The sequence below is a fragment of the Paenibacillus tundrae genome, assembly GCF_036884255.1.
Taxonomy (GTDB): domain Bacteria; phylum Bacillota; class Bacilli; order Paenibacillales; family Paenibacillaceae; genus Paenibacillus.
Genome location: NZ_CP145605.1, coordinates 6,214,971 through 6,229,918, shown reverse-complemented (window position 1 = coordinate 6,229,918; position 14,948 = coordinate 6,214,971). Strand labels below are relative to the sequence as shown.

Annotated in this window: 11 protein-coding genes; 6 read left to right on the top strand and 5 right to left on the bottom strand. The window is 44.1% G+C overall.

Translation table 11 applies throughout. From position 1 onward, the window contains the following. Positions 1-271 precede the first annotated feature (271 nt). A complete protein-coding gene (locus V6W81_RS27820) occupies positions 272-1,699 on the top strand; it encodes a hypothetical protein (protein ID WP_338541032.1) in 1,428 nt (475 codons plus the stop codon). A 112-nt stretch (positions 1,700-1,811) separates the two neighbouring features. On the opposite strand, the gene V6W81_RS27815 is transcribed toward V6W81_RS27820, so the two are convergent. The 5 genes from V6W81_RS27815 to V6W81_RS27795 all read right to left on the bottom strand — a co-directional run bounded on the left by V6W81_RS27815 (position 1,812) and on the right by V6W81_RS27795 (position 9,097). Beyond that, positions 1,812-3,437 carry an ABC transporter ATP-binding protein gene (locus V6W81_RS27815; protein WP_338541031.1) on the bottom strand — a complete coding sequence of 542 codons (1,626 nt, stop codon included), beginning with the start codon at positions 3,435-3,437 and terminating at the stop codon, positions 1,812-1,814. After that, the gene (locus V6W81_RS27810; RefSeq protein WP_338541030.1) at positions 3,434-5,176 is read right to left on the bottom strand and encodes an ABC transporter ATP-binding protein; all 1,743 of its coding nucleotides are present in this window, start codon (positions 5,174-5,176) and stop codon (positions 3,434-3,436) included. Before V6W81_RS27810 ends, V6W81_RS27815 begins: the two co-directional genes overlap by 4 nt. A gap of 295 nt (positions 5,177-5,471) precedes the next feature. Then, complete coding sequence (locus tag V6W81_RS27805; RefSeq protein WP_338541029.1) at positions 5,472-6,458, bottom strand: substrate-binding domain-containing protein; 987 nt, start codon at positions 6,456-6,458, stop codon at positions 5,472-5,474. Positions 6,459-6,737: 279 nt separating this feature from the next. After that, on the bottom strand, positions 6,738-7,922 hold the full coding sequence (locus V6W81_RS27800; RefSeq protein ID WP_239291163.1) for a glycoside hydrolase family 130 protein: 1,185 nt from the start codon (positions 7,920-7,922) through the stop codon (positions 6,738-6,740). Positions 7,923-7,924: 2 nt separating this feature from the next. Then, on the bottom strand, positions 7,925-9,097 hold the full coding sequence (locus V6W81_RS27795; protein ID WP_338544073.1) for an AGE family epimerase/isomerase: 1,173 nt from the start codon (positions 9,095-9,097) through the stop codon (positions 7,925-7,927). Between the two features lie 242 nt (positions 9,098-9,339). On the opposite strand from V6W81_RS27795, the gene V6W81_RS27790 reads away from it, so the two are divergent. The 5 genes from V6W81_RS27790 (at position 9,340) to V6W81_RS27770 (ending at position 14,750) form a co-directional block, all read left to right on the top strand. Further along, on the top strand, positions 9,340-10,653 hold the full coding sequence (locus tag V6W81_RS27790) for an ABC transporter substrate-binding protein (RefSeq protein ID WP_338541028.1): 1,314 nt from the start codon (positions 9,340-9,342) through the stop codon (positions 10,651-10,653). 337 nt (positions 10,654-10,990) lie between these two features. Next, positions 10,991-11,878, top strand: a complete 888-nt coding sequence (locus tag V6W81_RS27785; protein WP_056703492.1) for a carbohydrate ABC transporter permease — start codon at positions 10,991-10,993, stop codon at positions 11,876-11,878. A 2-nt stretch (positions 11,879-11,880) separates the two neighbouring features. After that, entirely contained in the window at positions 11,881-12,714 is an 834-nt protein-coding gene (locus V6W81_RS27780; protein ID WP_145044724.1) for a carbohydrate ABC transporter permease, read from the top strand. A gap of 22 nt (positions 12,715-12,736) precedes the next feature. After that, positions 12,737-13,774 carry a glycoside hydrolase family 130 protein gene (locus V6W81_RS27775; RefSeq protein ID WP_338541027.1) on the top strand — a complete coding sequence of 346 codons (1,038 nt, stop codon included), beginning with the start codon at positions 12,737-12,739 and terminating at the stop codon, positions 13,772-13,774. Positions 13,775-13,808: 34 nt separating this feature from the next. Beyond that, a complete protein-coding gene (locus V6W81_RS27770) occupies positions 13,809-14,750 on the top strand; it encodes a glycoside hydrolase family 113 (protein WP_338544072.1) in 942 nt (313 codons plus the stop codon). The last annotated feature ends 198 nt before the right edge of the window (positions 14,751-14,948 follow it).

Sequence of the window (14,948 nt, the reverse complement as noted above, 5' to 3'; positions counted from 1 at the left end):
CAGATGCAGTCCTGCTTTTTAGTTTCATTCATTTTGCATTCCCATCAACACTAAGTCAACGGTACTCGTATGTGCTTATCAGGTTAACTAAGTACGATTCAAGGTTGCTTCTGGTACAGTTGGCGCTACATCAAGCTGTATAGCCTGAATGTGATGTAGAGATTATTGTTGTAATCGCTTTCAAAATATACAGTGAGGACATGTCCTTCATGACACGGTATGGCAGCGGGGGACGAGCCTTATCACTTATAAAATGGGAGGAATGAATGGGATGAGAACAAAATTAAGAAGCTGGTGCAGTACAGCCTTGGCTGTAACGTTGGGGCTCACGCTAATATCGGGTCCTGCGAGTGTGCAGGCAGCAGGGAATGCAGATTACAATCTCACGGGATTCTCCCAAGGTAACACGGGCGGTGGCATCATCAGTGATTCGAATACGTCCACGTATAAGAAGGTATACAATGCGACTGACCTTGCACTGGCGTTGAAGAAGAACTCCGGCGTCAAAGTCGTGGAGATCATGAATGATCTGAATCTGGGGTGGAACGAAATTCCGAGTGCAGCGCAGACATCACCTTTTGCCAAACACAATGATGCCTTAACGCATCCTGTATTGAAACAGACCGGCGTAAGTAAGCTTACGATTGACGGTTTTAACGGGCTCACTATTTTCTCTGCCAACGGCTCCAAAATCAAACATGCTGCGATTAGTGTGAAACGAAGCTCCAACGTTATTATCCGTAATCTCGAATTTGATGAGCTCTGGGAATGGGATGAGTCCACCAAGGGTGACTACGACAAGAACGACTGGGATTACATCACCCTGGAGGAGAGTAGCGGTGTATGGATTGATCACTGTACATTTAACAAAGCCTATGACGGACTCGTTGATTCAAAAAAAGGAACCAGCGGCGTGACTATCTCCTGGTCTACCTTCAAGGGCGATGACGGCAGCGCGAACAGTTGGGTTACGCAGCAGATCAATGAGCTGGAAGCCAATAAAGCTTCCTATCCGATGTACAATTACCTGCGCAGCAGTGCAGTGGGTCTCAGTAAAGCAGACATTATCGCCATCTCTGGCCCACAGAAAAAGGGGCATCTCGTTGGTTCAACGAGTCTTGAATCGGCGAATGCTAATCTGTCTATGACGCTGCATCATAATCTGTACAAGGATATTCAGGATCGGATGCCGCGTCTGCGCGGAGGCAATGCCCATGCCTATAACATTGTGATGGATGCTACAGCAGCGCGGGCTGCCAAAGCCAAAATTACGTCTGCGATGGCAACTGCCATTGCTTCCAAAGGATATAAATTTGATATCATCAGCAATGGTGCCATCTCGACTGAAAGCGGAGCGGTTCTCGTTGAGAAGTCGGTCATCAAGGATGTGCAGTTCCCGGTTCGCAACAATCAGACCAATCCAGCAGATGCAACATATACGGGCAAAATCCGTGTAATGGATACGATATACGCCCTGGATGGAAGCTTGTTCCGCGGCAGTAGTGATACTTCTGGCAGTCCACTCGCACCAATTCCAGCTGTAGTGAAGACGTTCTCTTGGAACGGCTTCGCGACTCTCCCATACAGTTATCAGGTGGATGATCCTTCCACATTGAATGCACGTCTCACGGCCTCCAACGGCGCAGGTGCAGGCAAGCTCACCTGGTCCAAGGATAATTGGCTGAAGACAAGCTATTAAGCTTCAGGCTTATGGTGAGCCGCAAACAAGCTACCCCGCAGTTCTTGGCGAGGTAGCTTGTTTATTCTTACGACCGTGCACGTATGAATCTGACTCATGGCGAGATTACACCTTAATTTAGGTCTCCTACTAATACAACATTCCTTTCATGCACCTTAAGAAGAATATCTGCTTTACTCTTGAAATTCATATCATTCGAGATAATAAATTTGGTCGCTTTCGTATTTCTTATCTTTTCGAAAATTTCATATCTATTGTTTTTATCAAGATAACTGAATGCATCGTCCAACATGAGAAAATCCTTACCATGATGAACAGCTCTGGCGATGGCCACACGCTGCCTTTGACCTTCTGAAATCATATTACCTGAGACGCCCAAATATTGTTCATCAGAAATATTAAAAATACGGTCTGTTTTTATGTTGGCAATATGAAGTGCTGGTTGAGCCTGATCCGCATTTTTTAGAAGAGTAATGTTATCGATTAGAGGTAAATTGAATAAGTTATAGCGCTGAGGTACGACCCCTATTTGATACTTTGATAAATTGTCCACAATTGTCCCATCCACAATGATTTGACCACTATATGATGAGAAGCCTAAGAGAGCATTGATGAACGTGGATTTCCCCATCCCCGTTTCTCCAGAGATGACTACTAAAGAACCTTTTGGGATAACTAAATTGGGGAGGGGCTCATGATTTGAATTCATTGCAAAGTTTCTAAGAATTAAATGCGAGTGGTGCTCTATTGTGTTGTCTTGATAACCGACTTTTAGTTTGCTAAAGGTACCTAGGTTACTGTTTTCAACCAAATGATCAACTTTATTTACAATATGCTCGGTTTGTTTATGTGAATTCAGTACGGCTGCAAATAAGTCTAGATAAGCAAATCCAAAGCCAATATAACTAATAAAGAGTGTAAGGTCACCAATGGAGAGCTCGCCACTTTTTAGATAACGAATAGACAGCATTAAGACGACAAAGATACTTAGGTAATTAACAAATGTAACCCCTGTAGTAATAGAGAAGGAGAACAGAGTTTGTTTCAACTGGGTGGATAAACTTTTCTTCCCCAACCATTTCAATCGATTACTCAGTAAATTCTCTTGATCCAGATACTTATACGTATCCCTATTGGACATAACGTCATGTTCAAATTGTTGATAGTTAAGAGCGGCCGTACGATTATCTGCAAACTTATCTTTCCATTTGTTTCTGACAAAATAAATGCCGATATTAAACAAGACAAGCGGAAGGATCGAATACAATGTTAATCTCCAATTAATCGTCCACATGATCATTAAAGCTACGATAAAAAATATGATCTTATTTACCAATTCCAGTATGCTGCATAGCTTGTATTCAACTAATTTGAAATCGCTGTTAGTTATTGTTAATGCGGTTGAGGCTGTTACATCTGCTTTATTTTCGTTAAGTAAAATTCTATTGATGAAAGAGACCACCATCGTTTTGCTTGCTTGAAAACGAATCTTGGTTTCAAGTAAGCCCAGTCGGTAGAATAAGAAATTTTGAAGCACAATGAGAAGTAAAATGACGAACAATAGTAATGACAAAGACTTGAAATGATTATTATTTAATTGATCAAATACAATTTTAATAACCCAACCGAGTAATAGAGGGATCAGACTACTAACTAACCCCAATATAAAAGTAATTGTGTATTGCTTAGGCGTGATTAAAAGAAGCGACTTATTAATAGAATCCTTTGTACTACTCATGCTTCTCCCCCTGACAAATGCAAACCATACCGTTGTCTATCAAGTCTATCTAATACAGTGTGTGCTTTATCGTTCGCAATGACCTTCCCTTTTTCCATAACAATGATATTGTTGCAATTTCTCAGTCGCTCAACGTTATGTGAAATCATAATTAAAGTCGTATCCTCACTGATTTCCTTCAGAATATCAAAGAAATAATATTCGATTTTCTCATCAATGTTAGATAACGCCTCATCGAAGATCATTAGTTTTTTTGGTTTAAAAACCAACCTAAAAAGATAAATTAACTGTTTCTCACCTACCGACAATTCCTGTAAATCTATTTTTTTGTGTAGCAATTCATTTTGCTCAAACTGTTTAAAATAAGGGCTTATTTGCTTGAATTTATACTTTTCTATGAAGTGCAGTACCTGGTGATCTGAGATCCTATCATCAAATAAAGTTAGGTTATCTTTTAATGAACCTTCAAATAACTTATCGTTAATGCTCATCAGACAAATATGTCTCTGGACCTCTGTCAAACTTAATTCATTGATATCAACGCCAGAGATATACACACTATGATTAGGGCAAGGTAGTTGCTTGGTTAGCAACAAACTTAGCGTACTTTTCCCACTGCCAGAGACACCGATAATCCCCATAGATTCACCGGCCTCAAGAGTGAAGTTAATATTTTCTAGTACGGACTTGTCGTCGTCGTAGGAAAACTTTAACTGCTTTACAGCTACACTAACTAATCCATCAGGTAAATGATGATGCCCTTGAGATACACTACTTTGATATTCCAAAATATCAGTCAACCTACTCATAGCTTGCTTTACGAGTAGATAATTATTGATATGATACTGTATGGACTCAAGAGGTTGCTTGAGTTGTTGACTGTAGTTGTAAACCAAATATACGGTGCCTAGAGAAATAACCCCAAAGAAATAGAGTGTCCCGCCTAATCCCAAAGCTAATACATTAGTTAATGAAATAAAAAATAGAGAAATAATCCAAATCGTATATATATACTTTTGCGAAGCTAATTTGTAAGGAAATAATCCGTCCATAGAAGAAGCAAGCTTGGATGTGAAAGCATTAACTCCGTTCATGGCTTTGATTTCCTTCCTTGCTAATACAATTTCATTGATCAGACTTGAAATCTCAGATTCAACAGCTCTTTCTTTGCCCAACACATTGCTTTTTTTATTTTGTGTTCTATAAATAACAAAGGCTGCAAAACTAAAGTAAGTGATAAAGAACAGGCCTAGAAATAAGCTTTCATTAACAACTACGATAACAATCGCAAGCATAGTAACCGCATCTATAATTGTGGGCAATAATGTTCTGGTAATAAAATAATTAATTTCCGAAATGTCTGTTGAGAGGTAATCCATTATTTTGCCAACACCGTATTTTTGTTCAAAAGCTTTGTCGTAATGTTTCATTCTATTAAGGCATGTAATACGAATTTCTTCGCAAATGTTCCAGGTTACTCTATTGGAGTAATACGCATTTAGTATTTTCAATACATAATTAAGAAAAGTAATGACTAGAAAACTAATGGCTAACTGAAAAAGCTGCAAGACCTCTGCACTTGTTGTTGCGTTATCTATAAATCTTTGAATGATGATTGGAGTGATTGTCTCACAAACACCAATAACGATAAGCAAAAGAAGTAATGCACATAAATGTAATTTGTTCTGTTTTAACAAGCTCTTGAACCAACGGGGTAGAATAACTAGTTTTTTCGCCACTAACCTTGTTCTCCTTCTCTTTACATGAAATTGGGATTGGCTCTATGCTAATTAGATTGAAGTATGTAATAAAATATTAAATTTAAATTAAAATCCAATATATACTATTATTGTTAATATGAGATTCATATACCTAATTTAGACTTGCTGCAATGATTAGTCAATGTGAGATTTAGAATATTTCCATTCCAAAGTACAAACCAAAGATATCTCCGCGCGTAATCAAGAGAATATATGAACTCACTAAACAAAAAAAGTGCTCCCAGCCACTATGGCCGGAAGCACTTTTTATCTTTTATATCGAAGTTGGCGATTGCATCTCCAGAGTTTCAGGCGCGGCACTAATGGAATCCCGATAGATGATGTTGCCCTTCACATGCACGCGGCCGAAATTGCGGTTCGGGTTGTCGACCTTCTTCAGCATCGACTGAACAGCAGTACGTGCCATCTGTTCTACATCCACCTCAACGGTTGTCAGTTTTGGTTCGGAGAGCAGGGCATAGATATCGTTATCGAATCCAACGACAGAGCATTGCTGAGGCACCTGAATGCCCAACGATGTCAGCTTCTGAACAAGCAGGTGAGCGACCTGATCACAGTTGCAGACAAAAGCTGTAGGCAATGAGTCAGGCAGATCGATCTCGATGAACGTCCCGCGTTCGTCCCGATCATTCAGGATGAGGTCAGGGTTCATCGGCATGCGATGCTCCAAGAGTGATTTGTAATACCCGAGGAAACGATCTTGAATACTGCTGGTGGAGTATAGATTACCCACATAAGCAATACTGCGATGTCCTTGTTGTACCAGAACATTCGTCAGTTCGTAAGCAGCATAGAAGTTATCGGTTACAACAGAATCGATATCAGAATGCTCATCGTAGAAGTCGAGGAACATCTTGGGAACATCCATCGAGCGCACCAGTTCAATGTACTCTTTGCTGATCTGGCCGAGCACGATGAAGCCATCGACCTTATTGTCACTGTACAGCTTCGGCAACGTTAATCCTTCTTCATCCTCTTCATTGAGAATGTGCAGAATGCCGTAGTAGCCTTGATCCTCTAAGTGCCTTGTGATGCGTTGGAACACGCGTACATAGAACGATTGCGTAGGTCCGGTAAATCGTTCGGGGATAATTACCCCGATATTATGAGTTAGGCCTTCCTTCATGGAGCGGGCAGTGGCATTATACCGATAGCCCATCTCTACGGCAAGCACCTTAATCTTTTCTTTTAATTCGTCACTGACACCATCTTTATCATTCAACGCTTTCGAGACGGTCACACTGCTGACCCCGAGCCTGTCGGCGATATCCCGCATGGTGATATTGTTCTTCAGCTTTGGTCGCCTCCTTCAAGCTGGTCTAAGTACAATGTGCTGTCATTATGAGGTTTCGTTCACTTAAACATAATAACAATCCATACTAGTATACCCTGTTACTTCCTTCGAATAAAGCAATTCCGTCTGTTATTTTTACGATTTTTAGCATAAATTGCGTTCCCATGAACACGGTTGCATCCATATGAAGTTTATTGCTCCTGTAGAAGTGCGGTAATCTGAAGCTTACTTTTGAACAACATGTAGAAGCTTCTCATTCTGTTCGATCAGATCAGCACGTTGGATAGCACAGTCCAGAGAACGATACGGATCAGCAGGTGTGTTGAATGTGTAATCGACCAGTTGTTCCAGCGTTGTTGTTGCCACATGACAACGGGTATCACTGGACGCGTAATAGATAAAGACTTCGTTCTTCTCATTAACGACAGCACCATTGCAGAAAATGACATTGGATACATCGCCTACACGCTCGTCGTCATAAGGTGCGATGAAATGTCCGCCTGGCTTAGCGATAATTTTAGCTGGATCAGCTAGATCTGTGGCAAAAGTGTACAGCACATAACGTAAGCCAGCTGCCGTATTACGCACACCATGTGCAATATGAATCCAGCCACGATCTGTTTTGATTGGGGCAGGGCCCTGTCCGTTTTTGACTTCATAGACGGTGTGATACTTACGCTCATCAATGATGGTTTCTTCATCAATAACGGGATTTAAGATGTCATCACATAGACCGAAGGCAATGCCGCCACCGCTGCCTGTTGAGATAAATCCGTCCTGTGGACGAGTATAGAAGGCGTATTTACCACCAACGAACTCGGGATGTAGCACGACATTTCGCTGCTGAGGGGAGTTCGTTGTAATGTTAGGCAGGCGTTCCCAGCTTACCAGATCACGAGTACGTACAAGTCCAGCTTGAGCGACCGCACTGGATGTATCGAAAGCAGGGGCATCCGGGTCTTTGCGTTCTGAGCAATAGATACCATAAATCCAGCCATCCTCATGCTGAACGAGTCGCATATCGTATTGATTGGTCTCGTCCTTATCGATATCTTCCCAAACTAACGGCTTGCCCGTAAACCGAAAACCATCAATCCCGTTATCACTTTCGGCAAGCGCGAAGATCGACTTGCGATCAAGCCCTTCAGTCCGGATCACCATGACGTATTTGCCATTGAAATAGATGGCTCCCGGATTCAATGTTGCATTGATGCCCAGACGCTCCATGAAATGTGGATTGGTCGTTTCATTTAGATCAAATCTCCAGTGCAAAGGCACATGATGGCGGGTGATTACGGGGTAAAGGTACCGATCATATACGCCGTTATAGAAGGACGAATCGATTTCATTAGAACGTGATAGTAGCTGCTCCTGTTTCTCCAATAGCTCATTGTATTTCGGGTGTATCATGCTTATCCCATCCTCTCAATTAGTTCAATGCAAAATCGGCTGTTGTGATACGGGCATTTCCATGGCCCAGCAACCTCGTGCTGATCGGGTGTGCCGTTTCCGTCAACCGACCAGTGCCATTCCCCACCTGCGCGATGGTCAACAATGTGTTCTTTGGTGTAGGCCCACAGCCGCTCGGCTCTCTCTAGAAACTGTGGATCACCCGTGCGCTGATATGCGTTATAGAAACCAACCATCGCTTCGGCCTGAACCCACCAGATCCGCGTCTCATCGACATGCTCGCCCTCTTGTTCATTCATCAGTGAGCCATCCGCTTGCACAGCGATGTTCGAGATATTGTAGGCGATATCGGTAACCATCCGCGCATATGCGGGATGTTGTTCAAGTCCCAGCACGTTCAGGGCATCGTCAATCAGCCAGCTTGCTTCAATGTCGTGTCCGAACGAGCGTAGGTCAATGATGGATTCCCACTGTTTGTTGAAAAATACACCGAGAAACTTCGTATCCTGGTCATATACACGTTCATACAAAATAGCGAGCAGGCGCTCCAACGCCGCCTTCACTTGTGCATCCGGCCACACCCTATAGAGGGTGGTATAGGCTTCTAACACATGGATATGTGTATTCATCGTATAATCCGCAATGACCCCGTTTTCGCTTAACATTTCATTCGGTTGTTCATTCCAAAATCGATCGAATTGTTCCCTGTAGGCAGGTATATCTGCGTGCAATCCCTTCGTCTCAATTAGGGAAAAAAGCGTTTTCGAAAGATCCAGTGCTGAATTATCTCCGGTTGCTCGGTAGTACTCACTCAATGCGTACACACCGAACGATTGCGTATAGACATGTTTGCTTGTGTCCAGTGGATTTCCTACAGCATCAACCATCCAATACATCCCGCCATGCTCCGGATCTATCACATGGTCTGCGAGAAAACGATAAGCGTGTTCGGCGTGATCGCGCCAGATGTCTTGACCGGTTACACGATAGGCTGCGGCAAACGACCAGAGCTGCCGTGCCGTAGCAATCCCGCCCTTCGGTGCCTGACGATCGACTTGAAGGTCGTTACCCACCCAACCGTAGAACCCACCGTTCGTTGTATCCTTCAGACTAGACCAGAAAGGTAGAATCTTCTGTTCCCAATGCTCCGTTATCTCGGATTGAAGCTGAATCATATTTACAGTCATTCAGAGCGCTCCTTCAATAGCATGCAAAATATAAAAAATAAATGAATTAGGTTATCGTTAACTTTATACGTTAATATTAGTGCGCTGAATTTTGCTTGTCAACGGATCGGGGTTTAAATTTTTGATAAAAGATATGAAATAAATCAATTGACAGGTAAGCGTTACCATAATAGAATCGAACTTGTAACCTTAACGATAACTTAACAGATTCATGAAAGGGGTCGAAACAATTGAGAAAAAACAAAGGCTGGATGATGCTGCTGACAATGCTGCTCATTACTTCGCTACTTGCTGCATGTTCATCGGGAGGTGGATCTCCACAAGCGGGAGAGGAGATTAGTACGGATCCGGCGGATATCAAAGGCGAAATCACCGTGCTGACGCAACGTACAGATATTGTTGATACCGTATTCAAGGATTACGCAGCTGAGTTCAACAAGGAGTATCCGGATGTGAAAGTAAACTTCCAGGCTCTGGCGGACTACGAGGGACAAGTGAAAATTCGGATGAGCACCAAGGATTACGGTGACGTACTGATGATTCCGACGAGTGTTCCTATCGCTGATATCCCAGACTTTTTTGAACCGCTCGGTACTTACGATGAATTGAAAGATAAATACACAGCGATCGAAGAGCGTATGGTGGATGGTCAAGTGTATGGTATTCCTACGGTCATCACCTTCTCCGGCATTATCTATAACAAACAAGTATTCAAAGATGCAGGTATCGCTGAAGTACCTAAGACGCCTGAACAATTCCAGGCAGCGCTTCAATTGGTGAAAGACAACACGGATGCGATTCCACTCTATACGAACTATGCTTCTGGCTGGGCGCTTACGCAATGGGAAGCTGATCTGCCAACCGTTGCCGGTAGTGTAGATTACGTCAATGTGGATCAACCGAATACGGATGATAACTTTGTTGCTGGGCAGCCGCACTATGAGTTGTACAAAGTACTGTATGATGCAGCGAAGAGTGGTCTGATCGAGAAAGATCCAACGACGACAGACTGGGAAAGCTCCAAAGCCGACTTGGCTAATGGCAAAATCGCAACGATGGCGCTGGGTTCATGGGCAATTACACAGATTCAAGGGTTGACAGACAAGCCAGACGATATTGGCTTCTTGCCGTTCCCTACGAATGCTAGTGATGTCATTGTTCCGTTGTCAGCCGATTACAACATCGGTATGAACGTGAACAGCGAGAACAAACCTGCTGCCAAAGCATGGATTGACTGGTTCCTTGAGAAGTCCAATTATGCAGTTGAACAGGGTGGAGGTATGAGTGCAGACAAGAGCGCTGAACCGCCACCAATCTTGGATCAATACAAAGATGTACAATTCTCTACGCTGACTCCTGCCAAAGAGGGTCAAGAAGGACTGATGGACAAAATCGACAACGAAGCTGAGATCGGTCTCTGGCAGCCTGACTTCAAGAAACGCATTATCGAAGCAGCCATCGGCAACCGTAGTGAGTCGTATGACGACATCATGAAAGACCTCAATGACAAGTGGGTAAAAGCACGTGCAGAAGTCGCGCAATAAAGTCCGCTTTTGATTACGAAGGATGCCTTGCGGCATCTCAGCGTCGAATATGGGATTCAGCCGAAATGTCCGTTGCTCACGTAGCTTAATCTACGCTCCGCTACTCCATTTCTATCTTCATCCCATCTTCTCGGTACTGAAAACCGCCCTTTTTGAACGAGCGTTTAAAACAAGGCAAGTGTAAGAATAGCAGATGTACTGTGGGGAGTATACGGTTAAGGATTGGCACCGAGAAACTTAAAGGCCGTTTTTCTATAAACCGCTCCCCGCAGTTATTCCGCATATTATAGAGAGTTTTTGATACAAAGCGGTAGAACCGCTTGGAGGTGTGGAGAGCATGAAATACTTGAAGTTATCCAACTGGGGCTACTCAGCGCAACGCATATTTATTATATGTGCCTTCTCGATCATTCCGCTGGCACTGTTGTTCACGTTTGCCTACTTGCCTGTTATCAACATGTTCAAGTACAGCTTTACGGACTGGAATGGATACAGTAAACGATTTGACTACGTCGGTTTTGAGAACTATACCCGAATTTTCAAAGACCCCGAGTACTTTAAAGTATTTATTGTCAGCCTGTACTATTTCGTAGCCACGTTTGTACAGATGGGTCTGGCGCTTTATTTTGCAACGATACTAAGCTTCAAAGTCCGTGGTAAAAACTTTTTCAAAGGCATTTTATTCTTCCCTTACTTGTTAAATGGTGTTGCGATCGGATTCATCTTTCTGTTCTTCTTCAAACCGGACGGTACACTCGATACCATCATGCAAGCCGTTGGACTTGGACAATACACCCAGCTATGGCTCGGTAATCCGAACATCATTAACGTATCTCTCGCAGGTGCATCCGTATGGAGATACATGGGATTCAACTTTATTATTTTCCTGGGTGCCATTTCTTCCATCCCGAAAGATGTATACGAAGCATCGGATATTGACGGTGCCAACCGTTGGCAACAGTTCCGCCATATTATCCTGCCGAGTATTACTCGCATCCTGCAGCTCAATCTGATTTTGGCGATTAGCGGCGCAATCAGTGCGTTCGATATTCCATATATTATGACTGATGGTTCCAACGGCAGTATGACCTTTGTTATCCAGACGGTTCATCTGGCCTTTAAGTACGGCAAACTGGGACTCGCATCAGCCATGGCCGTTGTGCTGCTTCTGATCGTTATTCTCGTTACGCTCGTTCAGCGTGTCACCATGAAAGGAGATGAATAAACGTGCACCAAGTCAAATACACACTTGCAAGCATCGTTAAGTATGCTTCGCTAATTCTCGCAGCGTTTATTGCGCTTCTGCCCATCGTGGTGATCCTGTTCGCATCCCTCAAGACCAATGCTGAATATGCGACTACCAGCCCGCTTACACCGCCAGCTGACTGGCTGAACTTTGCCAACTATTCCAGAGCGTTTGTGGACGGCAATATGCTCGTTGGTTTCAAAAATACAATTATTATCCTTCTCATCTCGATCGTGGGTGCAACCTTAACCGGCTCCATGATTGCGTATGTACTGGATCGATTCAAATTTAAGGGCAAAAAAATTATGGTTGCTGCATTCCTGCTGGCTACCCTGATTCCAAGCGTAACGACACAAGTCGCCACGTTCCAGATCATTAACGCCCTCGACCTGTTCAATACACGCTGGGCAGCTATTGTGATGTATCTGGGTACAGATATCATTGCCGTATACATCTTCCTGCAATTCCTGGGCTCCATCTCCAACTCACTCGATGAATCCGCGATGCTGGACGGGGCTTCATACTTCACAATCTATTGGAAGATTATCCTGCCATTGCTGAAGCCAGCAATCGTAACGGTCATTATCGTCAAAGGCGTGAACATCTACAATGACTTCTATACACCGTTCCTGTATATGCCGAAGGACAGTTTGCAAGTTATATCCACCGCCTTGTTCAAGTTCAAGGGGCCCTTCGGATCACAGTGGGAGGTTATTAGCGCCGGTATTATGATCGCCATTGTTCCAACCATGATCATCTTCCTGATGCTCCAGAAATACATCTACAACGGCTTCGCGCAAGGTTCAGTTAAATAAAATTCGAAGGGAGAAATGAGAAATGACAGTTGCTGAAACGAAAAAGGTACACATTGTTGGGGACGCTTTGCCAAACATGCCGTGGGAAGATAAACCGGAGGGTCTGGATGCACCGGTGTGGAGACACTCGGCGAATCCGGTTATACCACGGAATCCGGTGAAGGGTGTTGCCCGTATTTTCAACAGTGCCGTGGTTCCATATGAAGGGAAGTTCATCGGCGTATTCCGCGCTGAGACCATTAATGGTCGTCCGCATCTGCACATGGGCTCCAGCGAAGACGGATTGTCATGGACAATTGAAGAGGAACGCATTGCTTTTGTCGATGAGGACGGTAATCCGTTCATGCCGAACTATGCCTACGACCCGCGTCTGGTGAAGGTAGAGGATACGTATTACATCATCTGGTGTACAGATTTCTACGGTGCCGCTCTGGGACTCGCGAAGACAGATGATTTCAAAACGTTTGTACGTCTGGAAAATCCGATGCTGCCGTTCAACCGCAATGGTGTGTTGTTCCCGCGGAAAATCAATGATAACTATGTGATGCTGTCCAGACCAAGTGATAGCGGACATACACCGTTCGGAGATATTTTCCTCAGCGAAAGTCCGGATCTCGTATATTGGGGCAAACATCGTCACGTCATGAGCAAAGGCGGCCAAGGTTGGTGGCAATCCGTCAAGATCGGCGGCGGGCCTGCACCGATTGAGACGTCTGAAGGCTGGCTGATGTTCTACCATGGGGTAACGGGAACTTGCAATGGTTTTGTATATAGCATGGGTGCGGTTATTCTGGATCTGGATGAGCCGTCCAAAGTTAAATATCGTTCATCTAACTTTGTGTTAACGCCGGAGCAATGGTATGAGGAGCAAGGTTTTGTTGATAACGTGGTCTTCCCGTGCGCAACATTGCATGACGCCGAGACTGGACGTATCGCAATCTATTATGGCGCAGCCGATACATATGTTGGCGTAGCTTACACAACTGTCGATGAGATTGTGAATTATGTGATTGAGACGGATGAGGTTATCGCTGGAGATCTTGAGGAAGGCAAGCTGTAATTGACATGAGAGGGGCTTTACCTTAGCAATGCATATGGATTACATCAAGGGATTTACATTTGGTTGGATGAGTGGCAAGGGAGCTTTTCGTAAGCCGGAAGCAAAAGAATCTTTGCGTCTACTGGCTGAGCGAACAGGCAGTTCACATGTTATTTTTGCACTGGCGGCATATCAGGATCATCCACAAGCTGTGGAAGTGAAGTATCGAGGCGACCATCTGGTCGAAGATGACGAATTAGTCGATATGATTCGATATGCCCGTACCCTTGGGTTGCAGGTTATTCTGAAGCCAACGGTTAACTGTACGGACGGTACATGGCGTGCGCATATTAATTTTTTTGATATCGATGTGCCCTGTGAGCCGAAATGGAAGGATTGGTTCCGTAGTTACACTGCATTTCAGCAGCACTATGCAGCCATTGCAGAGCAGGAGAAGTGTGAGATGTTCATCGTTGGCTGTGAGATGGTGCAGTCTGAGCGTCGAGATCAGGAGTGGCGTGATGTCATTGCGGCTGTACGCGAGGTGTATACAGGCCTAGTGTCGTACAACACGGATAAATATCAGGAAGGGCATGTGAAATGGTGGGATGCCGTGGACGTGATCTCTTCCAGTGGCTACTATCCCATCGGGGATTGGGAGGCACAGCTCGATCGTATCGAACGGGAGATTGCTCCTTATGGCAAACCTTTCTTCTTCGCAGAAGCTGGATGCCCCAGCCGTAGTGGCTCGGCACAGGTGCCGAACGATTGGGGACTAGCAGGTGAAGTGAGTAGCGAAGAACAGTCGCGTTTCTATGAAGCTATGTTCCGGCATGTAAGTCAGCGCCATTGGGTACGTGGATTCGGACTGTGGGATTGGAGTGCGCATTTATACGCAGAGAAGGATGCTTTGACTGATGATGGTTATGGCGTGTATGGCAAGCCTGCAGAGCGGGTAATCCAGCAGTTTTATCAAGGCATTCCCACGCAGGTGTGAGCATGTGAATTGGAACATGTTCAATGCTCGTTCAATGTGCTGGACGAGCATGACAGATTTTCAGAATGGAAGTATAGGTTAGAGCGCAAGTCGAAGGCGTATGTGAAGATGAATCTCAGCGATATCCTCATATGCGTCTTTTCTTTACGCTAATAGATGTATTTCAAGAAGTTTGCTTATGAACTTGTACTTATATGA

Coding starts and splice junctions, on each gene's coding strand:
- V6W81_RS27815 (WP_338541031.1), bottom strand. CDS start 3,437: ATGAGTAGTACAAAGGATTCTATTAATAAGTCGCTTCTTTTAATCACG.
- V6W81_RS27785 (WP_056703492.1), top strand. CDS start 10,991: ATGAAATACTTGAAGTTATCCAACTGGGGCTACTCAGCGCAACGCATA.
- V6W81_RS27820 (WP_338541032.1), top strand. CDS start 272: ATGAGAACAAAATTAAGAAGCTGGTGCAGTACAGCCTTGGCTGTAACG.
- V6W81_RS27775 (WP_338541027.1), top strand. CDS start 12,737: ATGACAGTTGCTGAAACGAAAAAGGTACACATTGTTGGGGACGCTTTG.
- V6W81_RS27800 (WP_239291163.1), bottom strand. CDS start 7,922: ATGATACACCCGAAATACAATGAGCTATTGGAGAAACAGGAGCAGCTA.
- V6W81_RS27795 (WP_338544073.1), bottom strand. CDS start 9,097: ATGATTCAGCTTCAATCCGAGATAACGGAGCATTGGGAACAGAAGATT.
- V6W81_RS27770 (WP_338544072.1), top strand. CDS start 13,809: ATGGATTACATCAAGGGATTTACATTTGGTTGGATGAGTGGCAAGGGA.